The sequence below is a fragment of the Mesorhizobium sp. M1E.F.Ca.ET.041.01.1.1 genome (assembly GCF_003997355.1).
Lineage (GTDB): Bacteria > Pseudomonadota > Alphaproteobacteria > Rhizobiales > Rhizobiaceae > Mesorhizobium.
In genome coordinates this window covers 36398-61927 of sequence record NZ_RZSL01000002.1, presented here as the reverse complement: position 1 = coordinate 61927, position 25530 = coordinate 36398, and the positions used below count along the sequence as shown (strand labels likewise).

28 protein-coding genes and 1 pseudogene are annotated in these 25530 nt (G+C 59.5%); 10 read left to right on the top strand and 19 right to left on the bottom strand.

All coding sequences use genetic code 11. The features are described 5' to 3' along the window. Positions 1-3: 3 nt before the first annotated feature. Positions 4-303: a DUF982 domain-containing protein gene (locus tag EOA38_RS00685; protein ID WP_126090135.1), complete on the bottom strand. Its 300-nt coding sequence runs from the start codon at positions 301-303 to the stop codon at positions 4-6. Between the two features lie 6 nt (positions 304-309). Continuing rightward, positions 310-669: a hypothetical protein gene (locus EOA38_RS00680; RefSeq protein ID WP_126090134.1), complete on the bottom strand. Its 360-nt coding sequence runs from the start codon at positions 667-669 to the stop codon at positions 310-312. A gap of 196 nt (positions 670-865) precedes the next feature. Between EOA38_RS00680 and EOA38_RS00675 the strand changes: the two genes are divergently transcribed. From EOA38_RS00675 to EOA38_RS00660, 4 genes are all read left to right on the top strand, one after another. Then, entirely contained in the window at positions 866-1120 is a 255-nt protein-coding gene (locus tag EOA38_RS00675) for a hypothetical protein (RefSeq protein WP_189350357.1), read from the top strand. 7 nt (positions 1121-1127) lie between these two features. Then, on the top strand, positions 1128-2231 hold the full coding sequence (locus tag EOA38_RS00670; RefSeq protein ID WP_126090133.1) for a flavodoxin family protein: 1104 nt from the start codon (positions 1128-1130) through the stop codon (positions 2229-2231). A gap of 31 nt (positions 2232-2262) precedes the next feature. Next, on the top strand, positions 2263-3264 hold the full coding sequence (locus tag EOA38_RS00665; protein ID WP_127298272.1) for a YihY/virulence factor BrkB family protein: 1002 nt from the start codon (positions 2263-2265) through the stop codon (positions 3262-3264). 362 nt (positions 3265-3626) lie between these two features. Then, the gene (locus tag EOA38_RS00660) at positions 3627-4538 is read left to right on the top strand and encodes a hypothetical protein (RefSeq protein WP_127220348.1); all 912 of its coding nucleotides are present in this window, start codon (positions 3627-3629) and stop codon (positions 4536-4538) included. Between the two features lie 69 nt (positions 4539-4607). Here EOA38_RS00660 and EOA38_RS00655 read toward each other — a convergent pair. The 6 genes and pseudogenes from EOA38_RS00655 to EOA38_RS41055 form a co-directional block, all read right to left on the bottom strand. Continuing rightward, positions 4608-4777 (bottom strand): annotated as a pseudogene (locus EOA38_RS00655) (low affinity iron permease family protein); the annotation flags it as partial. A 524-nt stretch (positions 4778-5301) separates the two neighbouring features. Further along, the gene (locus EOA38_RS00650; RefSeq protein WP_127220346.1) at positions 5302-6144 is read right to left on the bottom strand and encodes a PRC-barrel domain-containing protein; all 843 of its coding nucleotides are present in this window, start codon (positions 6142-6144) and stop codon (positions 5302-5304) included. Between the two features lie 880 nt (positions 6145-7024). Continuing rightward, complete coding sequence (locus tag EOA38_RS00640) at positions 7025-7300, bottom strand: hypothetical protein (protein ID WP_126090128.1); 276 nt, start codon at positions 7298-7300, stop codon at positions 7025-7027. A 268-nt stretch (positions 7301-7568) separates the two neighbouring features. After that, positions 7569-8393 carry a Ku protein gene (locus EOA38_RS00635; protein WP_127298271.1) on the bottom strand — a complete coding sequence of 275 codons (825 nt, stop codon included), beginning with the start codon at positions 8391-8393 and terminating at the stop codon, positions 7569-7571. 547 nt (positions 8394-8940) lie between these two features. Continuing rightward, entirely contained in the window at positions 8941-9636 is a 696-nt protein-coding gene (locus EOA38_RS00630) for an ATP-dependent DNA ligase (protein ID WP_348627500.1), read from the bottom strand. Between the two features lie 24 nt (positions 9637-9660). Then, positions 9661-9819 carry a hypothetical protein gene (locus EOA38_RS41055; RefSeq protein ID WP_348627499.1) on the bottom strand — a complete coding sequence of 53 codons (159 nt, stop codon included), beginning with the start codon at positions 9817-9819 and terminating at the stop codon, positions 9661-9663. Between the two features lie 126 nt (positions 9820-9945). On the opposite strand from EOA38_RS41055, the gene EOA38_RS00625 reads away from it, so the two are divergent. Further along, complete coding sequence (locus EOA38_RS00625) at positions 9946-10137, top strand: DUF3606 domain-containing protein (RefSeq protein ID WP_126090125.1); 192 nt, start codon at positions 9946-9948, stop codon at positions 10135-10137. Positions 10138-10257: 120 nt separating this feature from the next. On the opposite strand, the gene EOA38_RS41050 is transcribed toward EOA38_RS00625, so the two are convergent. The 4 genes from EOA38_RS41050 to EOA38_RS00600 form a co-directional block, all read right to left on the bottom strand. Beyond that, positions 10258-10401 carry a hypothetical protein gene (locus tag EOA38_RS41050; RefSeq protein ID WP_348627498.1) on the bottom strand — a complete coding sequence of 48 codons (144 nt, stop codon included), beginning with the start codon at positions 10399-10401 and terminating at the stop codon, positions 10258-10260. 378 nt (positions 10402-10779) lie between these two features. Continuing rightward, positions 10780-10983 (bottom strand): CsbD family protein, encoded by a 204-nt coding sequence (locus EOA38_RS00610; protein WP_126090123.1) that lies wholly within the window; start codon positions 10981-10983, stop codon positions 10780-10782. A 404-nt stretch (positions 10984-11387) separates the two neighbouring features. Then, the gene (locus EOA38_RS00605) at positions 11388-12938 is read right to left on the bottom strand and encodes an FAD-dependent oxidoreductase (protein ID WP_127298270.1); all 1551 of its coding nucleotides are present in this window, start codon (positions 12936-12938) and stop codon (positions 11388-11390) included. Positions 12939-12963: 25 nt separating this feature from the next. Beyond that, the gene (locus EOA38_RS00600; RefSeq protein ID WP_127298274.1) at positions 12964-13470 is read right to left on the bottom strand and encodes a ferritin-like domain-containing protein; all 507 of its coding nucleotides are present in this window, start codon (positions 13468-13470) and stop codon (positions 12964-12966) included. 263 nt (positions 13471-13733) lie between these two features. On the opposite strand from EOA38_RS00600, the gene EOA38_RS00595 reads away from it, so the two are divergent. Next, positions 13734-14237, top strand: a complete 504-nt coding sequence (locus EOA38_RS00595; protein WP_245464809.1) for a c-type cytochrome — start codon at positions 13734-13736, stop codon at positions 14235-14237. Here the strand turns inward: EOA38_RS00595 and EOA38_RS00590 are convergent. The 6 genes from EOA38_RS00590 to EOA38_RS00565 all read right to left on the bottom strand — a co-directional run bounded on the left by EOA38_RS00590 (position 14209) and on the right by EOA38_RS00565 (position 22427). Next, on the bottom strand, positions 14209-15687 hold the full coding sequence (locus EOA38_RS00590; RefSeq protein ID WP_189434371.1) for a cytochrome c: 1479 nt from the start codon (positions 15685-15687) through the stop codon (positions 14209-14211). The genes EOA38_RS00595 and EOA38_RS00590 overlap by 29 nt on opposite strands. A 74-nt stretch (positions 15688-15761) precedes the next feature. Further along, a complete protein-coding gene (locus tag EOA38_RS00585) occupies positions 15762-16103 on the bottom strand; it encodes a hypothetical protein (protein ID WP_127220943.1) in 342 nt (113 codons plus the stop codon). 1 nt (position 16104) lies between these two features. Continuing rightward, the gene (locus EOA38_RS00580) at positions 16105-16707 is read right to left on the bottom strand and encodes a cytochrome C oxidase subunit III (RefSeq protein WP_126090121.1); all 603 of its coding nucleotides are present in this window, start codon (positions 16705-16707) and stop codon (positions 16105-16107) included. Continuing rightward, a complete protein-coding gene (gene ctaD / locus EOA38_RS00575) occupies positions 16704-18647 on the bottom strand; it encodes a cytochrome c oxidase subunit I (protein ID WP_127298269.1) in 1944 nt (647 codons plus the stop codon). The genes EOA38_RS00580 and ctaD overlap by 4 nt, the downstream gene beginning before the upstream one ends. After that, entirely contained in the window at positions 18644-19774 is a 1131-nt protein-coding gene (gene coxB / locus EOA38_RS00570) for a cytochrome c oxidase subunit II (protein WP_245464808.1), read from the bottom strand. The genes ctaD and coxB overlap by 4 nt, the downstream gene beginning before the upstream one ends. A gap of 322 nt (positions 19775-20096) precedes the next feature. Continuing rightward, positions 20097-22427 (bottom strand): FdhF/YdeP family oxidoreductase, encoded by a 2331-nt coding sequence (locus EOA38_RS00565; RefSeq protein WP_126090119.1) that lies wholly within the window; start codon positions 22425-22427, stop codon positions 20097-20099. 248 nt (positions 22428-22675) lie between these two features. Between EOA38_RS00565 and EOA38_RS00560 the strand changes: the two genes are divergently transcribed. From EOA38_RS00560 to EOA38_RS00545, 4 genes are read left to right on the top strand one after another with little or no spacing between them, the layout of a single operon-like run. After that, positions 22676-23200 (top strand): hypothetical protein, encoded by a 525-nt coding sequence (locus EOA38_RS00560; RefSeq protein ID WP_245480721.1) that lies wholly within the window; start codon positions 22676-22678, stop codon positions 23198-23200. Then, a complete protein-coding gene (locus EOA38_RS00555; RefSeq protein ID WP_126090118.1) occupies positions 23197-24417 on the top strand; it encodes a divalent metal cation transporter in 1221 nt (406 codons plus the stop codon). The genes EOA38_RS00560 and EOA38_RS00555 overlap by 4 nt, the downstream gene beginning before the upstream one ends. Further along, positions 24417-24779 carry a hypothetical protein gene (locus EOA38_RS00550; RefSeq protein WP_127298268.1) on the top strand — a complete coding sequence of 121 codons (363 nt, stop codon included), beginning with the start codon at positions 24417-24419 and terminating at the stop codon, positions 24777-24779. Before EOA38_RS00555 ends, EOA38_RS00550 begins: the two co-directional genes overlap by 1 nt. Further along, complete coding sequence (locus EOA38_RS00545) at positions 24779-25150, top strand: hypothetical protein (RefSeq protein WP_126090116.1); 372 nt, start codon at positions 24779-24781, stop codon at positions 25148-25150. Before EOA38_RS00550 ends, EOA38_RS00545 begins: the two co-directional genes overlap by 1 nt. Here EOA38_RS00545 and EOA38_RS00540 read toward each other — a convergent pair. Next, positions 25147-25461 carry a hypothetical protein gene (locus tag EOA38_RS00540; protein ID WP_127220196.1) on the bottom strand — a complete coding sequence of 105 codons (315 nt, stop codon included), beginning with the start codon at positions 25459-25461 and terminating at the stop codon, positions 25147-25149. The two genes, EOA38_RS00545 and EOA38_RS00540, sit on opposite strands and share 4 nt — an antisense overlap. Positions 25462-25530 lie beyond the last annotated feature (69 nt).

Genomic DNA, 25530 nt, shown 5'->3' with positions numbered 1-25530 from the left:
CACTCATCTGGGATGAGTTTTGTTGTTCGACCATAGCTCGTCGAGCATGGTAAGCGCCGCACTCGGATCGGCGGGTTTCAGCATGCCTTGTTCCGCGGCCGCCTTCTTGAACGCGGCGAAAGCGATTGCCGGGCGGCAGATGCCGTTGGCCGCGTCGTTCACGAGCTGCACCGCCTTGAGATAGGCCGGCGCGTCCTTGTTTTTCCATGTCCCGCCAAGCGCCTTTTTCACGTCGGCGATCGATGCGACCACCATCGTGCCGCCGTTCACGAATCGGATGGTCAGAGGCAAAAACCTGCTCATGCGTCTTCACCACCCGAGCCATTCGTGCGTGCGCCAGGCGAGGCCGATGAAGGGCGCCGAGATAAGAACCACCGCTGACAGAACGATAAGGGGATTGTTCATCCGAAGGGATTTCATTTTACCACCATAAAGATTTGGATCGCCATAAAACGAAGATGGCACCGGCCGGTTGCATCCGATCGGTTGACGGAGAGCCACATGTTGATCGCTGGCTCGGCGGACTGTGCCGGATGATATGGCGGTCGCGGCCTCGGAGGCACATCGGCCAGCAACGCGCGGCTCTGCCTCGGAGGGCGAGGTTAAAACGTTAGCACGTCGGCATAGCAATGCGGCCGACAGCATAGCAATCAGATTTCGAACATCCATGGGACTCCTCCTGAAGAGTCCCCCAACCTAGTATGAATAACACTGCGGACCGGCCGACCGCATTTAACTTTGATGTAGGTGGGGCATCGTCGTCAGCCGCCTGGATTGGATCGATCCGGCGCTGAGCGGCTGGTTTCAAGAAAGCCAAACCTTTTCCTCCGGAGTGCGTTGTTCTTCGTGACCGAAGGAGCAAACGATGCCGACAAAACGCGCCACGCCGTCGAAATCCGACACCGAGTATGCGGCGAGCCGGCAGCGCAGCGTGCAGCGCAAGGTCGATGCCACCGACCGCGCAAGGCCAAACCGCAAACCCAAACCGCAAGCCCCGATGCAGGCGGGCGCCAGGCAATATCCGGTGCCGCCCTTTCCAAAGCCGCACTCGAGGGCACCAAGGAACTGGTCGATTAACGGCAGCCGGCTTCTTGTCCTGGCCCGCTGCAATTCGGCGTAGGCAACGCATGGCAAAGAACGCAGATTTCAGCAAGGCCGGCCCCGAGCCGCGCAAAGGCATGCCGAGCCCGCGGCTCGGCGAAAGCGAATTCAAGGGACGCTACTTGAAACAGTTCTACGATCCGACCTTCCGGCCGGAGGCGGATGCCATCGACAGGCTGGCCGAGATCGCCTGGCAGGCCTACAGCGAAGGGCGCAAGTCTCCGATCACCAGAAAGGCGGGGGAGGGTTTTCGCGATCCCGACTACGATCTTTCAGTCGAATGGATCGCCGCGCATGAGGCGGTCGGAGCGGCGCAGCGCCGTTACGAGGACAGGTCCGCTCCATCCCGCATCCTGCTTATCAACGGCTCGTCGCGCAGCGAACACACCTGTCCTGGCGAAATGTCGAAAAGCTTCCGTCTTGTGGAGCTGGCGCGTAGCGCTATCGCGGCCAGGCCGGGCTTCTCGACCGAGGTTCTCGACCTCGCGCGGCTCGCCTCCGAATACGGCCGCAGGATTTATCCCTGCAAGGCCTGCTTCTCGACGGCGGCCGCGCTCTGCCACTGGCCGTGTTCCTGCTACCCCAATCATTCACTCGGCCAGGTCAATGACTGGATGAACGAGATCTATCCGCTATGGGTCGAGGCGCATGGCGTCATGATCGTCACGCCGGTTAACTGGTACCATACCTCCTCGCCGGTGAAGCTGATGATGGACCGCCTGGTCTGCGCTGATGGCGGCAATCCCGATCCTTCGCTGACCCAGGGCAAGGACGCCGCGCTCGCCAAGAAGGCCGAGCTTGCCGGTTGGGACTATCCGCGCCATCTCGCCGGCCGCCTGTTCTCCGTCATCGTGCATGGCGACACCGAAGGCGCCGGGAGCGTGCGTCACAGCCTTGCTGACTGGCTGCGCTCGATGAAGCTCGATCCGGTTGGCGAGGCGGCGGAGCTTGACCGTTACATTGGCTACTGGAAGCCCTATGCGACGAGCCACGACGAGCTCGACGCCGACCACGCTGTGCAGACGGAGGTTTGCAACGCCGCGCTGGCGCTTGCCGAGGCCGTCGAAAAACGCCGGGCCGGATCATTCCAGACCACCGCAACCGGGCTTGAGGATCCGCGCCCGAAATAGCCAGCGGGAGAATAGGCCGACGGTGAGAGATATGCAGCGCTGGTTCGAAGAAGCCTGGGTTCTGCTGAAAGAGAGCGTCGCCGGCTACCTCAACGACAATGTGCTGAGCCATGGCGCGGCGATGGCGTTCTACGCCACGACGTCGCTGGCGCCGATCCTGCTGATCGTCGTGGCGATCGCCGGCATCGTCGTCGGCAACGAAGCCGCCCAGCTCGCGCTCTCGGCCGAGTTCGCGGGCGTGATGGGACCGCAGAGCGCCGATCTGCTCAAGGCGACGATCGAGACCGCCGCGCATCGCGAGTCCAGCACGCTGGCCACCTTCATCGGGCTAATGGCGCTCCTTGTCACCGCGTCGGGCGTCTTCGGCGAGATGCAGCAGTCGCTGAACGAGATCTGGAAGGTCGAGCCGAGCGACATGTCGCTGTCACGCCTGGTACGGGCGAGGGCGGCGAGCCTCGGCTTGGTGGCAGCCCTTGGTTTCATGCTTCTGGTGTCGCTCGCCGCGAGTACGGCGATCTCGGCGCTGAGCGAGTATATCAACGAGCGCCTGCCATTCGGCGAGCTGATCGTCAGCGCCATCAACACCGTCGTGTCTTTCGTGCTGATCGCGCTGCTCTTCGCAGCGATCTACAAGGTCCTGCCGGACCGCACGCTGAAATGGCGCGACGTCGCGGTTGGCTCAGTCGTCACCGCGCTGCTCTTCACCATCGGCAAATCGCTGATCGGCTGGTATATCGGCACCAGCGCCATCGCGACGTCCTACGGTGCCGCCGGCGCGCTGATGGTCGTGCTGCTGTGGGTCTACTATTCGGCCCAGATATTCCTCTTCGGCGCCGAGATCACCCGCGCCTATTCGGTGCGGAGCGGCAGCCGGCCGGACCTTGCGCCCGTGGTAGCGGCGGCCGCCAGTAATACGGAGAGATCAGCCGGTTCATCCAAGCCAGGCGTGTCGGATGGCGAGGTCGCCATTTGGATCGTCGTCAGCAGTCTGATCATCGTGCTTGTCTTGGAATTCTGGCAGCGGAGGCGCTGAGCAACCCGTCCCAGCCGCTTAACTTGAGGTCATCGGTCCTTAAGGTGGAACTAATACACCACTTTGAAGTTTGGCCTTCCAGCGGCACCGACTTTAGAAGCCGAGGCCGGCGATATTCGATCAGCCCGCGCTCCTGCCAGGCAGGCGCGAAGGCGAAGCCATCTCTATAGACAAATAAATCGGTCCACCTCATTCTGAATTTCAATCAATAAACCTCTGGAACGAAAGCCAGTTCCGGGAATTGGTATTTCGTCTCAGAAATATAGGAGGTTGCTATGGGACGCGGTATATTGCTTTGGCTGCTCGGAGTTCCGATTCCGATCATCATCCTGCTCTTGTTGTTCGCACGGTAGGAGCTTCACATGAACTCCGCAGTTACCGAGGTGGAAGTTTCCGGCAAAAAGGAATCTTCGTCATCCGCCGTGAGCTGGGGCCCGATCATCGCGGGTGCTTTCGCGGCATCGACCCTGACAGTGGTCCTGATGTTAGTCGGCTCCGGACTTGGGCTGACCATGGTTTCACCCTGGACCGGCGCAAGCGCATCGGCGGTTACTTTCGCGGTTTCGGCCGCGGTTTGGCTGGTCGTCGTGCAGTGGCTGTCGGCCGGATTGGGCGGCTATCTCACCGGCCGCCTCCGGGCAAAATGGGTCGGCATTCACGACGATGAAGTCACCTTCCGCGACACCGCGCACGGGTTCCTTGCCTGGGCGCTGGCAACGTTGCTTGTCGCCGGTGTTTTTGGCTCTGCTTTGTCGGCGACGATCGGCGCCGGTGTGCAGGCCGCGTCCAACGTTGCGTCGGGTGCGGCGGCGGGTGCTACGTCCGCGGCCGCGAGTGCCGCGACGGGTCCGACCGACAACAACAGCGTGGGTTATTTCGTCGATACGCTGTTCCGTCCGCCTGATGCCGGCGCCACGGCGACGGCCGGGCAGAACGACGCCGTCGCCACCGCCCAGGCATCGCGCATCCTAGTGGCGAGCGCCGCCAGAGGCGAAGTCTCGACCGACGATAAGGCCTATCTTGCGAAACTGGTCGCATCCCGCACCGGACTTTCGGAGGCCGACGCCGCCAAGCGCGTAGATACCGTGCTCGCGGCCGTCGACGATGCCAAGAACAAGGCGAAGGCGGCCGCGGATACGGCCAGGAAGGCAAGTGCCACTTTCGCGCTGGTCGGCGCTCTGTCGATGATCGTGGGCGCTTTCATCGCTAGTGTCGCGGCAGCGCTTGGTGGCAAGCAACGTGATGAAGACGAGGCACTGTTCGTTCGCGGCTGAGCTGACAGCCTCACTCGTAATCTTACCGCCCCTGAGCGGTTTGGTTTGATTGAAAAACCGAACCGCCCCTGTGAGATGCTCGATACCGTTGAAGGCGTTCTTGGCATGGCCCGAACGGATCAGCTCGTCGAGCTTGGCCTGGACGGCGGCGCATCGCGGTTCTGCGTGTTCTGGAACAGGAACACCATCACGACGGTGATGATCGTGGTGCCGGTGTTGATGACGAGTTGCCAGGTCTCACGCCGAGGAAAAAACGGCTTTGAACGACGCGGCGGTTCGGTGCCGTTCTCTGGCACTAGCCTGTGCTTTAGCTTATGCCCCATCGGCGAACTGATCTAGTTTGGACACGTTCGCAGTTCCAGTCTCAGCTCAGTACCAGGCAGCGATCAGAAACTTAGAATTAGGGACAGCGGGATGGCGGAGCCAGCAGACTTCAAGAAGGCTTCCGTGCTAAGGCACGCGTGACCTCACCAACGCGCCGGTAAAGTTGCTGCCGTCGGCGTGAAACCACAGGGCCGGCAAGGTCAATCCACCGCGCGAGATCGGCCGCACACTGCTGGCGAGCCGCGGACCCGACCGGCCATCGGTCAATCCAAGGACCTCGCACCTGTTTCGGGCTTCCAGAGAGGTCACCGGAGGCCGAGGAAGCTCAGTATGGCTATTATGATGACTATTGCTCCTACGAGCCAGATAAGATTGTTCATGGTCGCTCTCCCTATGTTGAGCAACGCCCGCGTCGCACCGGCGCGGGCGCATTTCGACCTCACTGCTTGACAATGATGCGCTGCTTGTCGCGGTTCTGAGCGTAGGTGCCCTTGTCGTAGGCCGTTTGTGCCTCCAACTGGTCCTTGGTGAAATTCGTGTAGAGATAGCGGTTGCCGTTTTTGTCGTTCATGAACTTGAGGTTCTCCATGCCGACGGCGACCTTCTTTTCGCCAATGCCGAGAAAGCCGCCGACGTCCACGATGATGGCATCGACCTTCTTGTCGCCGGTCAGGATGACGTCGCCGATTTCGCCGACTTTCGCATCGTCCGCGCCATAGACATTGGTGCCGATCAGATTTGCCGCGCTGATCTTGTCGGACGGCATCGTGGTTAGCGTCGATTTGTCGATAGAGGCCGTCGCGGTCTGGTCGGTCTTGGCAGGAGCCGTTTGATTGGCTGTATTGGTGGCGGGTTGGGTGTTGGCGGTATCATAGGCCTTGGTGTCGAAGTTAGGCTGAGCCTGAAGCTCTTCCTTCGTGGTTTTGGCGACGAGCCAGCGCTCGCCTTTCTTGTTGACCCATTCGATCTTGCTGAAATCATAGGCGACATTTTTCTCGCCGACACCGAGGAATCCCCCGACCCCGATGACGATCAATTTGGCTTTGCCGTCCTTGTCGAGGACAATGTCGTTGACGTCCCCGATCTTCGTCGCGTCATCGGCCGTGCTGTCATAGACAGCTGCGCCCATAATCTTGGACACGAGGCTTCCATCGGTCACGGGCGCGACGACCGCGGCTTGGGAAGTGGGCTTGGTCTTGTCCTCTGCGTAAGCTTGGGCGGTGCAGAGCGCAGTCGACAGCAGCGCAGCGGTCGCTCCGGTCACCAATATTTTCCGGATCATCGTAGATTTCCTTATGAGTTGCCTGGTTGATGGAACGCCGTTTTGTTTGCCGGCGTCACTTTCGACCAACGGCGGCGATTCCCTTACGTTCCGCGTCTGGGCACACGGTCCCAGTCGGAATAGACCGAAGTCCCAGCGGGGCGCTCAGGTGGCCCGTCGGAGCGCTTGAGCGCACTGCCTTGCCCGGCCAAGCGATCCTGCAAGCCATGTCGAAATCAGCGCTTTTTCGTGGTGGCTCGCCAACAGCGATGCTGGCTAAGGCTCTGCTTCAAGCAGGCGCCGCTCCGAATCGGGAGATGGGTGCTTTAATGCAATCCGCAATTTGTAGACTCCGGCGATGCATCGGCAGCTAGTGACTCCGTCCAGGCTAAAGGAGGGAGATGCCCGCGAACCGGGAGGAAAACGATGTCTGTCCAAGAAAAAGACTATCGAACGAACAGAGCCGACTATGCGGTCGCCTCAATGCAAGGGCGATCGGCCGCTGATGACGATCGCCATGAGACACTGGAAAGCAAGAAATCTCTGTGGCTAAGAGATCGGCGAATCGCTCGATTGGCTGCAAATCCGTGTGAAAGCTTGCCACCAAGAGCCAGGCCCCAGCGCGGGAATTAGGTCGTTGGTGCTTCGTTAGTCTGTGCCGTGTCTCGCCCCCCGAGCCCTACCTAGTCAGGTCTGGCGTGTGCTGGCCTAGCCCACCAGCCTTGCCGGACCGCTAGCACTTGGCCTTGAATCCGTAACGTCAGGACCCTTCGTTCGCATGACGGAATGCTCTCCCGAGAGCTGATATAACCCGGCCAGCCGGTGTGCGGTTTGTTTTGAGTTCCAGCCACCGGTCGGCCCGGTGGGTCTTCCTGAGCTGGCTTGCCGGGCCGCTCCCGCTTCAAGGACAAAGCGTCCAGCCTTTGCGCTTGCCCGGCGTCACCGCATGGTTGGTGAAATGCAGGTTGCGGTCATCGCGGCCGGCGTCGCGGCATTCATGGCAATAGAGCACCTTGAGCAGGTCATAGTGCATGCACGACTGGTCCGGCCCGAGCCGGCGCACCAATTCTGCAACGTCAAGGATCGCATGACGCCGGCAAGTGAGGCAGTCGACCGACATGCCCGTGCCGGCTTCGAGCTTCTTGCCGAGCGTGTCTTCTGTGAAGGGGAATTTCATCGTCTAGGGCGATCCTCGTGAGATGGGTCGCCGCACCAAAAAGGATGATATTCCTAATTCGGCACTTTGCCAAGGTTGCCTTGCATACGCATCGGAAGCGAACCGGATACCCGGCCTGTCGGGGAAGTCGAGGGGCGACTTGGGCGTACAGGCCAGGCCTTACCCCGGTCTCGGACCCGGGGCAGATGCATATTATGCGCTACCTTGAAGCGCCCGGCATTAACAACGTTAGGCTTAGCTAATAAAAAGCCCCGCCGCCGGAGGACAGTCACGCCGACTTGCGGCCGGCCTTTGCTTTGTGCTGTCGCTTGATGCCTTCTTTCTCCAGGCTCTGGCGAAGCACTGAAGCGAGATCGACGACGTTCTCTTTTGGCTGTGGCACGGGTTTTGGCGCCTTCTTGCCCTTGCGCTTGGCATCGATCATGGCAATCAGCGCGTCTTCATAGGTGTCCTCAAATTTCGACGGATCGAACTTGGTCACTTTCTTGTCTATCAGAAGGCTGGCAATTTCGAGCAAATCCTCATCGTATTTCGGGCTTTTCAGATCGTCGAAAACGCTGCTCTCGGAAACCATCTCGTTGGGGGTACGCAGCTCGGTCAGAAGCATTCCCTTTCCGAAGGGCTGGATGACCACTTCTCGACCGCGTTGGTAGAGGACGACGCAAGACCGGGCCGCGACGCGCTTCCTCTTCATTGCCTCACGGAGCACTGTGAAGGCCTCGACCGCAGCTCCGTCGGCCGGAATGACATAATAGGGTTTTTCGAGATAGCGAGTGTCGATGTCGTCAAGGGCGACGAACTCGCTCACCTCAAGCGTGTGTTGCGAGGTCAACTTCAACTTCTTGATCTCGTCGGGCTCGATCTCGATGAAGTCGCCCTTTTCGGCCTCGTAGCCTTTGATCTGGTCTTCCGACGGGACAACATCGCCGGTCTCTTCATCGACGTAGGCGCTCTTGACCGGCAGACCGTCCTCCCGGTTGAGGATCTTGAAATGGACCTTTCCGGCCTCGCTGGTCGCCCCTACGAGCTTAACGCCGCAAGAAACCGAACCGACCTTCAGAAAACCTTTCCAAACCGCGCGTGGGGCCGCCATGTTCCAATCCCGTGATCATCCGATCAACAGGAACACCTGGCGCCGAGCGTGGTTCCAGCCGTCGAGTTTTCTTCCAAAAGTCCTTCAGCAGGCGTGGAGTCGGCAGGACAAGGCGTCGTCGGTTGCGTAGGCTGAATAGCCCGGCCTGCTTATCTTTGGATGACACAGGATTCGCAGGACCGGGCTACCCAGCGAGGCCAGGTTTGCTAGCCTACCTTTCAAGCTCTAGGGAAAGCTGATCTGGGTCGACTATGCCCTGTTGGAAAAGGTCCATTACCTTCACCGCTATTCGTTCGCGGTCAACCATGCACGCGAGCTTATGCTTCGCGCAGTAGTCGGTGACAGCTTTTGCAAGGATTGCGAGCTGGGCGGAGTCCGCCACACAATATGCCGGCATGCTTGTCTTCCCAAAAGCATGATAGCCGCTCCCAAGCGCCCGCGTGCCTCTACCCGGTACGGACGACCCGCGTATCATCGACTCAAATGTGACTGCTACGAGTCAATTCGAGGTGCAATTGACATGGGCCTAATCGGAGTGCCGGGACCATCAGGTTTGCTCCCGGAAATCCTTGAGCGAGGCGTGGCGAAGCTTCTCCTCGCCCTTCAAGAACTTCACCCGACCGACTAGGCCGGGCTTGAGCCATTCGGCCTTTTCCTTAGTCAAGCCCTTCGGCGGCGGCGCGCCGGTCTTGACCTTCACGCGGTCCCATAGGGCCTGCCGTTTGTCCGCTTTGAACGTGACGAACGCGCCGCCCATATAGCGGCCGTTGTCGGCCACAAGCACCATCGCCGGCTTCCCCGTCTCGCGCTTCACGCCGATGATATCCATCTCCTTCTCGACGTAGCACTTGATCTTGCGCCAGTTCATCGTCGAACCGCTGCGGTAGACGCTGTCCAGCCGTTTCGAGACGATGCCTTCCAGGCCCGCTTCGCAAGCCAGGTGGTAGACGGCATCGCCGGCGCCCGGCAGGGCCTCGCTGAATTGAACATGGCCGGCGGCAGGGATCAGGGCTTGGAGGACTTCGCGCCGATCCTGCAGCGCCATATCGCGCAGATCGTGGCCGTTGAGGTGGAGAAGATCGAACGCGACTAGATAGAGGTCTTGCGGTCGTCTGGTGATGGCCGACCGCAGCGCGTGGAAGGCGGACAGTCCGGCCTCATTGGTGACGATCACTTCACCCTCGATGATGAAGCTTTCCGCATCGAGTGCACTGGCCTCCTCAGCAAGCGGCCGATATTTCAACGTCCAGTCTATGCCGGTCTTGGTTTAGAGCCGGATGCCGCTGGCATCCTTGACCATTTGGGTGCGATAGCCGTCGAATTTAACCTCGTGGCTCCATTCGTCGCCCCTGGGCGGCTGTTCAACCAGCTCGGGCTCCATCGGACGAATGAAGGACAGCCGGGCGCCGCCGGCAGGCTTACACATCGGAACCCCACGCAACTCGAATTTGATTCAATATCGCAGATCCATAAGCGTTCCATTAGCTATTCGTAAAAAGCGAACGGAACGTTCTGTCTCGTTCGCTGTTCCTTCTAACCAGGAGGAGCAACCATGACGGACGACGACAAAACCAAGCGAGATTTTCGTGACCGCGACCGCGTCGCAGGTGACGAGGAATACGAGGTGGGGTATCTCGCCAGCAAGTTCGGGCTCACAATTCCTGAAGTCCGGAAACTCATCAAAGAGCACGGCAATGACCGGGAGGTGCTGGAGCGGGAAGCCAAGGCGCTAGGCGCACGGTGACAAAGCTTTCTGATCAAGGCCCAATGATCACCGGCAGGCGCAATGGCGGCCCGCTTGAGAACGAAGCCGATTATTTTTACCTGAGTCCGATCTGTGGGCAGCCGGTCGATATGCAGGATCTCAGCCAAGTGATGTGGCACGACAGGCCCGTGCACTATCGGTTAGAAATAGACGGTCGCCATCATTAGGAATCGCTTCGGCGATACCGGAACGGTTGCTGATCTGACTGTTGAAGTAGCGGCCCTTGCCGAAGGCCGATCGCAACGCGGCAAAGGTCTCTGGCGGGACGTCCTCAAACTCGTAGAGTCCCTGGCACGAACCACACCGAGAGTATCCGACTGTCCGGATCGTACTCTATTTTGCGTGTCAGGGTCGACGGCATGAGAGTAAACCACTCGGCAGCCGACGTGTTCCGATTTGCCAGGTCAGTATGCCGCCCGCCTGGCGGCAGAGATCGATAGCCGTCGATGGGTATTTGAGCGCGTGCGAGGTGCATTTCCCATGCATGGCGAGGGTCCCTGCAGGCATGTTCTTGCCCTGTCCGCCATAAAAGCGGCCTACCTGCGACGCGACCTCCGAGGCGGCTTACTTTGCCCGCAGAACGGCATCACCCCGGAACGACTGCGAATAGTGCGTGAAGCGCTACCAACCTTGGCGGGCGTACCAGTCATCGATATCGCGGCGGACGCGGTCCTTCTCGATGCCGTAGCGTTCCTGAATCTTGCCTTCGAGCTGGTCGCGCTTGCCGGCGATGCGGTCGAGGTCGTCGTCGGTGAGCTTGCCCCACTGTTCCTTGACCTTGCCCTTGACCTGCTTCCAGTTTCCTTCGACGCGGTTCCAATCCATGGTACGGACCTCCTTTGACTGCATAGGGACTAACGGCGGCACCGGCCCGGAGTTCCTGACATAGCGAGGGAACATTTAGACGCTGCTGATGTTCCTGTTGAAGCACGGCGCGCAGTCTCTCCACCCCCCGCGAAAGGCGCGCTGCGGATTGGGTGAGCCCGGTCCAGCCCGCCCCGGTCACCCCGCCGGGGTGGGCATTTAATTGAGAGATCGACCAAGCCTTCGGGCCCCGCCCAGCTCGAGATCTATTTGTCGGAAATATTCCAGGAACCAAATTTTTCAGCTGCCTTCAACCGCTGTCGATTTAGTATCCTCGATCAGCCAGCGTCTCCCTCGTCAGGAAGGACAGGCGCGGGGTTGGCGAACCGCCTATTAGAGCGCGCTGTCACAGATCGAAATCCAGACTACTCCCGCATCGGAGAGTCGATCCGCTGCAGCGGAAGCACAGCGGGGCCGTTCAGAACAGCCCCATCCCGGCCGAAATGTGATCCATGGCAGGAGCAGTCCCAGCACTGCTCTGTCGAGTTCCAGGCGACTTCGCACCCCGCGTGCGTGCACCCGGCGGCATGTAGGTGAACGTTACCGGCCATGTCGCGACAAGCGGCGATCTTGCGCATTCCATCCCGCAAAATTCCACCTTGACCATGAGAGAGCTCATCGAGCGACTTCAATTCGCCAGGCAGCAGGTACCCGGCGAGATTTGTCACCGCCGAGGCGTTTTCTCGAACATAATTGACCAGGCCGGAAGGCGTTTTGCGTGAAGGTTCGTAAACTTCGCTCCAGGGATTGGATTCGCCGAGGATCAGATCCTTCAAAAGAAGTCCGGCAAGCGCGCCATGCGTGATGCCTTGTCCGGAGTCGCCAGTGACGACATAGACCGATGTGCTGCCGGGGTTGAGACCGATGAAGGCGCAATAATCGATCGTGTCGAGAACTTGTCCAGACCATCGCGTTACCTCTTTGCCCAAAGTTGGCACCAGCGAGCGTATCCATGCCTCGATCGCTTCGAACCGGATGTCGCCGTCGTCAGCTTCGCCCGATTTGTGGTCGGCGCCACCTACAATGAGATAGTCCACCGAGCCGGGGCCTGGGTTTATCCGGACGTAGTGATAGGGATCGCCAGTGTCCCAGAAGAGCGCATCTGGAAGATCGCCATGAGGCAGAGTGAAGGCCATCGCATACGTTCGGTATGGCGACATCTTAGTGTGCAGGCGAAAACGATTGTTGATCGGCGAATTGGTGGCAACGACGGCGTGTGATGCCGCGATCGATCCGCCGTTCTCAGTGGAGACGCGCACCCCGCCTTCCGCCAGTTCCTCAAGCGCCACCACGGTGCTGTTGGCAAAGATAAGACCGCCCCTCTCGCGTATAGCCGCGGCAAGTCCTCGAAGATACCGCAGCGGGTGGAAGGTTGCCTGGTTCGGATAACGAAGAACGGGCGCCTCTTCGAAGCCTTTGAGCGGCACACCGGTCACGAGTTTAGCAGCTGCACCTATCTTTCGCGCGGCATCGAACTCCTCCTGGCGCTGATTGAGGGCGGTTTTCGGCCGAATACCCATCGCCGGAAACAGGAAGGCATCCAGCCGGCGGAAGTTACAATCGATGCCCAGCTCGCCGGCGATCTCCTCAAGACGGGCGACCGCCGCTTCCTGGCTCTGCTGGAACAGTCGAGCCATCTCCTCACCGCGAATATTGATCAGTGCACCCAGCCCGTCGTCGCAAATCGGCGCGAGATGCGCTGTCGTTCGCGACGTCATGCCGGCGGCAATGGGGCCGCGATCAATCAGGACAACAGTCTCGCCCAGGGCGCTCAGTTCGTAGGCCACGGACAGTCCTGCAATTCCGGATCCTATGATTACCGTGTCGCAACGCTGCGTCCCTGAGAAACTTGGAGCGGCGGGATCGACCTCCACCTTCATCCAGAGAGACCGGGTCTGTTCGCCATGCGCGTTCATGCTCTAACTTTCGATCCCCCGATGCTCAGCGAGCAGCTTTCTGATTGACTTTCCGCTGGGCGATCGTGGTGAGCTTCTTGTCGGCCGCTTTTTCCTCGGTCAGAGTTGTGGCCAAAAGCTTCGCGACCGCATCTTTGCCGGTTTGTTCCGCCCAGGCGATGAGCGTTCCATATCGGCTGATCTCATAGTGCTCGACGGCTTGTGCTGCGATGATGAGCGCGGCATCGAGCACCTTCTTCTCGGCAACGTCTCCCGCGATCTCCTTCGCCTGCTTGATGATGCCGTCGATCGCTGGGCAAGCGGTTCCCTTCGGCGATTCCCCGATCAACTCGAAAGCTTGTTCGAGACGTTGAACGTGTCTCTCGGTCTCTTCGAGGTGGCTCTTGAAAGCTGCAGTCAGGTCGCGGTTTGTCGCTTTCTGGACCATGTTGGGCAGCGCTTTCAGGATCTGCTCCTCAGCATAGTAGGTGTCCTGCAGCACATGCAGAAACAGATCGTCCATCGTCTTGATGTCTTTCGTGAAAAGTCCCATCGAGGCGCTCCTGACAGTTTGGGCGATAAGCTCCGGAACAACGCGGGGCAACAGCGGCTGTTCCAAATGGCGCGACCGGCGCTTCGTACCAAGCCAGCGCGGGGCAAGGTCCAACAATCAAGGAAATGAGGCTGACAATGCGTGCTTTCACAACGCGCTGAATTGGGTCTGGCGACCCTATTTTTTGCCGTTGTCGAACCGTTCCGGAACAATGCTGCCGAGTGTCAGTTTTGCTTAGCCGTTTGGCGCACGCGCCATCTGGCTTGGGCGAAATTGCATCGCACGTGCTCAGAATGAAGGCGACAACAATGGCGAAGAGGCGGAAACCAGCGACGCGGCCGACCACTGCTGATCGGCGGCCACATTCGTCAACGTTCTGGTGGACGGCGTGGGTAACGGCAGGTGTCGCTGTTGTACTAGTCGGCACGACAGGGACCATCCGCAGCAACAGCTCGCATGAGGCCGCCGTCGTGCAGCAAGTCGGCGGCGATGCCGAGCGCGCCATTCCGGCAATGATCCGCAATGGTTGCGGCGGATGCCATGAAATTCCCGGTGTGCCCGGCGCTCATGGGAGCGTCGGCCCGTCCCTGCAGGGCGTTGCTGAAAGAGCTTATATCGGCGGGCATGGGGGTCGGACCTCTTCCGATGCGATGATGCGTTGGATCAGCAGGGCGCGGGATGTCGATCCGAAGACGGCCATGCCGAACACCAACCTTTCGCCCCAGGAGGCGCGCGACATCACGGCGTATCTCTATGCGCGGACGTGAAATAGGAAAGACGTGGTACAAGTCGAAGACGGGCTGCTATCAGAAGGAGCAAGCCGAGCGATAAACCGGCACCGATGATCACCAGTACCTGGGCCGCCAGCAGGATGATCGTCTGTTCCGTTGTCGAGCCTGCCCGCATCTGGTGCACGTCGGCTGCCGTGACACTGAGTTCCGGATTTCCGAAACGGGCGGTCACATAATTGGCAAGGCTTGCCACCTGGCCGTCATCCAGCCAATCCGCGAAGGCCGCCATTGATTTGCGACCTGCTACGTCGCCCGCCTTGACTCCGGTTAGGATCGCCATGACGACATTCTCAGGAGTAGCCGCGCCGAGAGTGCTGTTGTGGGTCAGCGTGACATAGGAAGAGTCAGGCGACCCGCTGCCATCAAATCCATGGCAACCCGAACACAGGGATCCGTAAAGATGGCCCGCCGTGTTGGTGCTGGCTTGCGCCGCGTTGCTCGGTTCGGCAGCGCTAGCCGTAATCGTCCCACTCCATGAGAAACGGGGCTGCTGCTCGGCTCCGGATCGGGGAGGGACGTCCCTGAGATAGGCGACGATGGCGCGGATGTCGTCATCCGAAAGATGTTGCAGGCTGTTCATCACCGTTTCCGCCATTGGACCGCTGGCATAAGCCTTTCCAGCCGCGGCGCCTGTCTTGAGAAAGCGAAATAGCTCATCGTCGCTCCAGCCGCCGATGCCCGCCGTCTTATCGCCGGTGATGTTAAAGGCCTGCCAGATGCCCGCGGCACCGCCGGCGAGCTTGTGATCGTCATCCTCGCCGAATGTCACATTCCTCGGCGTGTGGCAGGCACCGCAGTGGCCGAGCACATCTACCAGATAGGCCCCCCGGTTCCAGGCCTCGGATCGACTTCGATCCAGCGTGAAGCTGCCGGGACGGTAGTTCGCGAGTTTCCACAGCCCGAGCGCCCAGCGCTGGTTGAATGGGAACGGCAGGGTATTTCGCGGTCGTGGCTGAATGATCGGCGTTTGCGCAAGGAGATAGGTCCTGATCGCGAGCACCTCCTCGCGGCTCATCCTGGCGAAGCTGTCGTACGGCATGGCCGGATAAAGATTGGTCCCGTCCCGCCTTACGCCTTCCCGGACGGCTCGCACGAATTCGTCTTCGGAATAGCGTCCAATGCCTGTGTCATGGTCCGGCGTGATGTTGGTAGAATAGACATCGCCGAAGGGCGTCGGCACACGATAGCCGCCGGCGAACAGTCGACTTGGGTTGGAGGTGTGACACCCGACGCAGTCGGCGGCTCGTGCAAGATATTCACCCCTCAGGATTTCATTTGCTGACAGTTCGCCGCAAAGGGCCAACAATGCCAGGCTGGCAGCGATGAGCCGGAGGACGGTGGCTGCGAAAGCCTGAAGCAGGGCAGAACTGGAGCAGAGGAGCCCGCCGCACAGCATAGGGCAGCGCGGGCTCAGGCCGGTGCCCACGGTTTCCGGCCCTCGCGCGGGCCAGTGCGACTGCCGTTGGCAGCAGATCGGCCGCCGCAGGCATCCCGGCACACTCACAGTTCGCACCCACTGAAGATCAGCCCGGCCGCCATTTGCGCGAGCATGGCGAGTGCAAACAGCGCTCCGATGCCGACCGAGGCTCTGGCGAGAAAGCGCCTCGCGCGCGCCTGCAGAGGCGGGCTTGTGCCGTAGCTGGCGTGGCGGAGCGCGCGCCAGGACAGCAGGGTACCTGCCAATGCGGCGGCGGCAGCCAACAGCGAGAACAGTGCCGTGGGACGAAAGCCGGCATGGCACTGCCAGTCGGCAATCGCATAGTCGAGCTGCAGCGACACTGCCCAAGCGGTTGGCCCGCTGGCAAAGCCAGCCCAGGAAATGCCATTGCGGATCGCCTGCATATCACATCCTCGGCGTCCAATAGATGACGAGATAGAGCACCATCCACGAGGCGACTACGAAGTCCCAGTAGAACACATTGTCCGACACGTCGCTGAGGCGGCGGCCGGCCTTGCCCTTTTGCGTGAACATCAGGACAGCGAGTACGATCGTGTCTCCGACGTCGGTGAGAAGATGTGATGTGTGCAGCGAGAGGAGGAACCAAACGATCGAACCGTAGGCGTTCTGGTCCCACGAGATGTGAAGCGCGGGAAATTCCCAGATACGCACGATCAGGGGAAGAATCCCTACGATCGTCATTACGACCATGCCGGCGCGGACCTTTTGAAGGTCGTGCTGTCTAGCCCAGCGGTCGACTATATGATTGGGGACAATGCTAACGAGCAGAATAATCAATATTGCCGTGCCCGGTGCAAGATCAGGTGCGGGTGCCGCAATCGGCCAGTGCCGGGCCAGGACAGCCAGGTAGAAATAGGTACCAATCGCCAGAGCGAAACCGGCCGCTTCAAGGGCAATGAAGGCGAGTGTTCCCCACCACATCGGGCTCGCCGCGCCGAAGTCATATGTGGGGAGGTGGCTGACATCGACGATAGGGCGTTTTTTCATTCCACGTCCTCCGGTTCGTCCTTCGGCCAGAACCAGCAGATGAAGCCGAATGAGACCGGTATCGCACCCCACACCACAGCCCATGGGGTGTAGATTGAGGCGAAGAATGTACCGCCTACGGCGATCGCTGAGAGCAGAGGCCAGATCGAATTATCAGCCGATGGCACGCGCAATTGCGGCACAGCGTCCGCAACCGTGCCGCCGACCACTTCGCGCGTATCGACACGCAAACCCTCGATAACTGGGAGTGTGTCGGGCTCTGCCCAAAGTGGATCGCGATGAGTCACCACCGGCAAGTGCGCAAAATTATAGGACGGCGGCGGTGACGTCGCAGCCCATTCGAGCGTGCTCGCACCCCACGGATTGTCGCCGGCGAGGCGGCCGCTCCGAAGGCTGAGCAGCATGTCCAGAAAGAAGAGCGCGAAGCCGGCGAACAGAACCATTGATGAAAGACTGATGAAGAGGTTCACGCTGCCCCAGCCGCTTTCCAGCGGATAGGTGTAGACACGGCGCGGCATGCCCTGCAGCCCGAGGATGTGCATCGGGAAGAAGGTGAGGTTGAAGCCGACGAATACAAACCAGAAATTCCAGTGGCCGAGCCGCTCCGAAAGCAAGCGGCCGGTGACCTTGGGAAACCAGTAGTAGACGGCGCCGAGAAGGGGAAAGACAGCGCCGCCGACAAGCACATAATGGAAGTGCGCGACCACAAAATAGGTGTCGTGCACCTGCAGGTCGAGCGGCACCGAGGCGACCATGACTCCCGTCAGGCCGCCGATGACGAAGGTGAAGATGAAGCCGAGCACGAAAAGCAGCGGTGTGGCAAAGATGGGCTTGCCACCCCAGATCGTCGCAATCCAGCAGAATATCTGGATGCCGCTCGGGATGGCGATCATCATCGAGGAGGCGGTGAAGAAGCTTTCGCCAAGCTGCGGCAGACCGGTGGCGAACATGTGATGCACCCACAGTCCAAAAGAGAGGAAGCCGATTGCAATCAACGACAACACAATCCCGAGATAGCCGAAGACGGGGCGACGGACGAAGGTGGGCAGAATCGCCGAGACAAAGCCGGTCGCTGGAATAAATATGATATAAACTTCGGGGTGACCGAAGAACCAGAACAGATGCTGCCAGAGCAGCACATCGCCCCCCGCGGCTGAATCGAAGAACTTGGTGCCGACAAGCCGGTCGAGGATCAACATTGTGCTCGAGACCATTACGGCCGGCATGGCGAATAGTATGACAAAGGCTGTGACCAGCACCGACCAGACATAGAGCGGAATGCGGTCGAGGGTCATGCCGGGGGCGCGCTGTTTGAATACCGTCGCAATGATCTCGACGGCAACCGCCAGAGCCGATACTTCCGTGTAGGTCACCATCTGCGCCCAGAAGTCCGGGCGCTTGCCAATGCCATAGTCCGGTCCGGCGAGCGGAACGTAGGAAAACCAGCCGGCATCTGCGCCTGTATTGAAGGCGAATGCTATCCAAATCATCATCCCGCCTGAAACGTAGATCCAGTAGCTAAAGGCATTGAGGCGGGGGAAGGCCACGTTGCGCGTGCCAATCATCAGCGGTACCAGGTAGACGGCGAACGCCTCCATTACCGGCACGGCGAACAGAAACATCATCGTCGTGCCATGCATGGTGAAGAGCTGATTGTAGAAGTCTGGGCTTATACGGCCAGCCTCGGGCGCAGCGAGCTGAAAGCGCATGGCGAGTGCTGACAGACCCGCAAGAATGAGAAACAAGAAAGCCGTCACGACGTAGCGCCGGCCGATCAGCTTATGATCGACCGTGGCCAGCCAGCCATACAGCCCTTTTGGTGTCTGCCAGGCATGTGCGAGAAAAGCGCGCAGCCTCGCCTCGTCGAGGCCGGTGTCGCGAATGCCTTGCGGCCCCACTTCCAGTATTCGCTCTGCCTTCTTTTCCCCAATGCCACTCATTCAAGGCTTCCAAGATAGGTAGCAACCGCGTTGAGATCGTCGGCGCTAAGGGCAATGCGCGGCATCTTCGCGCCAGGCTTTATCGATTGAGGATCGGCAATCCACGCAGCAAGGGCGCCCGGCGTCATGGCAAGCGTATCGGCGGCTAGTGAGCGGCGGCCAGCCACGTGGGTCAGGTCAGGTCCGACCGTCCCACTGGCAGGTGTGCCCCTGATCGCATGGCAGAGCGCGCAGCCAGTCCCGAGAAAAGCCGCCTGGCCGCGGCGTTCTTCATCGGCGGTGGGCATGGCCGCGTCGGTGTCTTGCCTGGATCGCCAGGCGTCAAACGCTTCGCGGCTTTCCGCGACAACAGTGATCGCCATATGGGCATGCTGGTAGCCGCAGAACTCGGCGCACTGACCGCGATATATGCCGGGCTTGTCGGCGATGAAGGTCAGTTCGCTCGGCCGGCCCGGAATGAGGTCCCTTTTTCCTGCAAGGCTTGGAACCCAGAAGCTGTGAATGACATCCAGCGAATCGAGTTTGACCTTCACGGACTCGCCGACCGGAACATGGATCTCATTCGCCGTGACGATCGCCTGCGACGAATCGGTTTTGGGATAGCGTATCTCCCACCACCATTGATGACCTGTGACACGGACGGTGACCGTCTCGCTTCCGCTCAGCGAAGCGATCGACTTGCCAGCAAAAAAGCTTCCTATCGTCAACGCAATGAGAACCACCACTGTCAAAGCCGTGGCGCTTCCGACAGCACGGATCAGCCGGCGTTCTTGATGAGAATCGATCTGCAGCGGTGATCGCGACGTCTCCGCCAAGTGGCGTCGGAAAAGCGCCATTGCCAGGACCAGCATGACAAGAAGCCACGTCGTTACGGCAACCGCGCCGAAGGTCCAGATGAGATCAAATATTTTTCGGGCGTTCGCACCATGCGCATGAAGCGTCGATTGCCAGTCGCTGCATCCCGTTAGAAACAATGTCGACGCAGCAGTTGCTCCTCTCAGGCCCTGTCCCGCACCCTTTTCCGAAAGGGTGGCGACAAAATTTCTGGATGAGATCTGAATTCTATGTGCAAAGGCGGGGAGGATTGAGGATCGTCTCCGCTTCCGACGGCAGATTAACGAGCTCATGCACCTTGCCATGACGAATCTACCATCAAGCCGAGAACATAACGCGGCCGGTTGTAAAAGGATGCTCAGCACCGTCGTTTCTGGTTCGAAATCGGTGCGATGTCATGCGGCAACACCTGACGCCAAGGCATGCTTGAAAACCCAGCTAAATGAGTCCTCTGGAGGGCCGTGGACATGTGCCCATTTAAGTGAAGGGCAAGGTGAAACGACTCAACAGCGCATATCAGGGGAGATATTCGCTACGGCAACCCATTCTCAGGGATGCTAATATTTCAGCCGCCTTCAGCAAGGCGTCTGAGGGGATCAGAACGAGATCTATACTTCAAAGGAGACCATTACGGGCCGGGGTCTTTCGGGGAACAACTCTGACTGGTAACGATTTCCCTGCTGGAACATGAGCTTTCTTTGCCCGATGCCAGAGTGGAACCAACGGGTTGAGTTCCGGATAGTAGCCGGCACAGTTCCCCTCGGGAATCGAATAGGATGTGACCCGTAAACCGCGCACGCGCCGCTCCACACCATCATCGGCATGGGTTTCGAGATCGATTTCCTGCCCCGCACTTAACCCGAAACGCTGGATGTCCGCCTCATTCATGAGCAGCACCATGCGGGTTCCGTAGATGCCGCGCAGCCTGTCGTCATAGCCGTAGACGGTGGTGTTGAACTGATCATTGGAGCGAACTGTGATCAGCGTCAGCACATTGTCACCCGAGAGATCGATATCGGGATTTGCCTCGAGCATCGACGGCAACTTGAAATTGGCTTTCTTGTTCGGTGTCTCCCACACGCGTTTCGACGCCTTGATATCACGGTGAAAGCCGCCGGGGTCGAGAAACCGCGTGTTGAAATCGCGGAAGTGCTGAGGATAGCACCGTTCGATCTCATTGCGGATACGCGAATAATCAGCAACCCATTGGTCCCATGGGATGGAACTTTTGTTCGGCACCGTGGCCTTGGCAAGTTCGGCGACGATCTTTGGCTCCGAAAGCAGGTTTGGCGACGCGGGAGGCCGCGATCCAAAGGAGCCGTGGATGCATGCGGTCGAATCTTCTATCGAGACGGTCTGGTCGCCGCTTGCCTGGTGATCTCTTTCCAGCCGCGACAGGCAGGGGAGAAGATAGGTGACGGCTCCCGGGATGAGATGGCTGCGGTTGAGCTTGGTTGCGATCTCGACATGAATGCCCAGTCCACGCCAAGCCTTTTCGACCAGGCCGGTTTCCGGCACTGCGCGAACGAAATTGCCTCCCAGTCCGATGAAGCCATTCACCCATCCCCCGATAACGCCTTCGCAGGTCTCGACCGTGTCGAGGCCTTTCTCGCGCGGTGGCTCGAAGGCGTAGAACTCGGCGAATCTGTCCAAGGGAGCGAGTTCGGGTTTTTCAGTTATGCCGACAGTGCGCTGGCCTTGAACATTTGAATGGCCGCGCAGTGGCGAAATGCCGGCCCCGGGTTTGCCCATATTGCCGCGCATCAGCAGCAGGTTGCATAGCATCTGGACATTCTCGGTGCCATGCCGGTGCTGCGTCAGGCCCATGCCGTAATTTCCGATTACAGCACGGGAAAGGCTGTAGATTTTCGCGACATGCTCCAGATCGGCCTGAGCGATACCGGAGCGTCTGACGATATCGTTCCAGCTGGCGTCGCGCAGATACGATTCGAATTCGGCAAAGCCGTGGGTGTGCTCGGCGATGAAATCGACGTCCAGGACACGCTGACTTGCGCGCTCACACGCAGCATCGTCGAGCGCAAGCACCGCCTTGGCGATACCAGTCATGGCTGCGATGTCACCACCGCAACGAACCTGGAAGAAGTCGCTGGACATCTTGGTGCCAGGCCCCGGCGATAACATGTCGACAGGGTTTTGCGGATTCTTGAACCGCTTCAGACCTCGCTCGGGCAAAGGATTGAAAGTGAACACTGGCACCTGTCGTTGGCGTGCCTCCTGCAATGGATGCAGCAGCCGCGGCGCCGTGACGCCGGTGTTATGGCCGAAGAAGAACATCATGTCAGTTTTCGAGAAGTCCTCGAGTTGAACGGTCCCAACCGGGGAGCCGATCGACTCGGGCAGGCCGACCGAGGTCGATTCGTGGCACATGTTCGACGAATCCGGCAGGTTGGATGAACCGTAGATGCGCGCGAAAAGCTGATACATGAATGAGGCCTCCAGCGAGGCACGGCCGGAGGAGTAGAAGACAACCGATTTCGGATTGAGCCGCTGGAGCTCGACGGCGATCTCGCGGAATGCACTTTCCCAGGCAACCGGTTCATACTGGTCGGTGACCGGATTGTAGCGCATGGGGTCCGTCAAGCGGCCTTGCTTTTCCAAGTCCCGGTCCGGCCAATCGAGCAACTCCGCGACCTTGTGCTGCGCGAAGAAATCCGGCCCGCAGCGCAGTTTCGTCTGATCCCACATCGTGGCCTTAGCGCCGTTTTCACAGAACTCGAAAGGCCTCGGATCAGCCGGTTTCGCCCATGAGCAGGACACGCACATATAGCCGTCTGCCTTGTTCTGCTTGAGCAGCGTGCTCCATATTCCCGAGATCAACAGGCCTTCGCTGCGCGCGTGACGCGCCAGGGAACGAAGCGACCCCCAGCCCCCGGTCGGGTGTTCGTATTTCTTTATTTCGATGTGATCGGCCACGGCAGGTTTCATGGAGGGCACCTAGCAAGAGACAAAAAATAGAACCCCGCCCTCGACCGATTGTTCCCGTCGGGCCGGCCAAGCCACCGAGTCCCTTTGAGCAAACCGGACTGCCGACCGAATACTCCTTCGCCACATACAGCGCTGCGGAACATTTTCCTCAGTCATCGATTGAAACACGAGCCGGAGAATTCGGCCGGGTGTGGATCGCGTATTCAGTCTGACTCGACAAAACGCGTCGGTACGGTCGCGAGATTCAATTGTCGCGTGGTAAGAAGATGGGATTGTTCTCTGTCAGCAAGAGAAATCAGGGTGCCAGCAACTCGGCTATTCCTAGTGTAAACACCACAAAATTCAGCTACTCTATACTTAATTTACTGTGCTTTGTCCTGATGCCGGCTGTGTTATCGGCATGCTCCTCATCGGAAGACCAGATTGGCAGCCAATTGAGAACTGCGGCTTCCGCCGCAGAAACGGCATCGATGGCCCTGGACGCCTGGCTCGCGGGGGCGGCTCCTCAAAATTATACGTCACGCACGCTGCAATCGATCAGCCGGAAGCTCTCCGATGCCGAAACCCAAATCCAATCAGCCGATTCACCTGAGGTCTCCGAGCGAGCCAGACTGATCACGGCCATCAGCCGCCTGGCGGCCGCGGTAGCGAACGCAGAGGTGGGATTACAGGACAACAACCCCGCGAAAGTGGAGCGAGCGCAGCGGGATGTGCGAAACGCTATTGCCGCCCTGGCCGCCACCTATACCAAATCCTTTAGCCCGCACCCATGAAGAAGGTCCTCGAAATATCGTTGGGTGTTGTCACCAGCGTTGGTGGTTTTCTCGAAGTCGGTTCACTGACGACAGCCGTTCAAGCCGGTGCAGCATTCCATTTCCAGCTGATCTGGGCGATCGTTCTGGGGACGATCTGCATCATCTTCCTCGTCGAGATGGCAGGCCGCTTCGCTGCCGTGAGCCATCATACCATCGCCGATGGGATTCGGGAGCGATTTGGCTTCAACGCCTTCCTCTGGCCGCTTCTGGCGGTCCTTCTGGTCAATCTCCTGGTCATGTCGGCTGAGATCGGCGGCGTTGCCATTGCGCTCGAACTTGCCACCGGAATCGGCTTCCAATGGTGGGCGCTTCTGGTGGCATTGCTGGCCTGGGTGTTTCTCTGGAAAGGCACGTTCGGCTTTATCGAAAAAGGCGTTTCGATTCTCGGGCTGGTCACACTGTGTTTTGTGGTCGGCGCGGTGATGCTTAAGCCCGGTTGGGGTCAGGTCGCGGCGGGCGCTATTCCCACTGTGCCAAACCATGACGCGGCCAATTACTGGTTCATGGCCGTCAGCATTCTTGGGGCGTCAATTTCGCCTTATCTATTCATGTTTTACTCCTCGGGAGCGATCGAGGACCGGTGGGACGAAAGCTATCTCGGGGCCAATCGCGCCATTGCGGCGATGGGTATGAGCTTTGGCGGCACGATTTCCGTCAGCGTGCTGATCGTCGCCGCGCTTGTGCTTTCCCCACACGGCATAGACCAGGTGGACGACTACCATCAGTTGCCGCTGATCCTGATCCCGATATTCGGCTTCTGGGGCTTTGTCCTGTTCATTGCTTCGCTCGGTATAGCTTGCTTCGGTGCTGTGCTCGAAGTTGGACTGCAGCAGGCCTATCTCATGGCCCAAGGTTTCGGCTGGACATGGGGCGAGGACCAGAAACCGCGCGACAATCCTGGCTTCAGCACGGTTTACACGGTGGCGTTGTTTCTCAGCGCCCTACCGATTGCGGCCGGCCTTGACCCGCTGAAGCTCACGATCTTCTCAATGGCGCTGACGGCTGCCAGCCTGCCTCTCAGCGTGATTCCCTTCCTCTTCCTGATGAACGACAAGCGCTATGTCGGCAAGCATCGCAATGGGATGGTCTCGAATGCCGCGGTCATCTTTGTTATTGCGCTTGGCTTCGTGCTGGCGATTGTGGCGATCCCCTTGCAAATATTCGGAGGCACGTGATGGATCTGGTCCGCGACATTTTGGACAAGCAAGTGATCGACCGCGAGCAGGTCAAGATCGGCAAGGTCGATGGCCTGGTGGCGGAACTGAGGCAAGGCAAGCCACCAAGGATCGTTGCGATCGAACTAGGATCGATTGCGCTGGCACGCCGGCTAGGTGCACGGCCCGGACGCTGGATGGCGGGACTGTCGGCAAGGCTGGGCGGCAAACGCCACGGCGAGCCGCATCGGATCGCCTGGAACAAGGTGCGCGACATCGGCATCGATATCGAGTTCGACATCGACGTCCGCGAGACGGCAATCTTCGATTGGCAAAACTGGTTGCGCGACCACGTCGTCGGCCGCATCCCGGGAGCAGGCTGATGGCCACAACCATCAATCTCGAGCGGCTGGTTGGCCGATGCGTGTTATCGCCACGCGGGAAAAGCATCGGCTACATCGAGGAGATTCTCGCCGAAAAGGACGGGCACGATCTCGTCATTACCGAATTCCATATCGGCATCTACGCCGCATTCGAGCGACTTTCCGCTTCCGCGATAGGCGCGGCAGTGCTCGATGCATTTCGGTTACGCCGTGACGGTGGCTTTTATCGAATTCCTTGGGACAAGATCGATATATCCAACCCCACGCAGCCGAGGCTTTTGTGTCCGATGGCGGACCTTGCCCGCATGAAAGGGGACATCGGACAGTCGCAAGATCAAAAGAAGTCCCGCAAAAGCCAGGCAAAGCGCTAGCGCACGAGGCTCGCCACAACGAAGACCGCCGCTGCAATAAAAACCAACGCGGCAATCACCAGCAATGGCCAGTTGCTGCCGGGCCGGGCTTCGACTTCATCCTCCATCGGTCGCATGGCATCGGCAAAGCTAGCTTCGTTCTTGAATCGCGGAGCGTTCTCTGGAGGCTTATGTCCAGCGAGGTTTGGCGCATCTGCCGCTTCTGCGTCGGTACTGAGAGGCGCGGCGGCAGGGTCAAATCCCGGAGTCTTGTCAGGCCCAGCCTGAGCATGGGCATTCTCTGCCGGCGTTTGACGTGGCGGTGTTGCCATGGACGGCTCCTTTGCAGTCAAACTTCGGTTCGGCCCCGCGGTTCCAATCTCCTGCGAATATTTGAACCC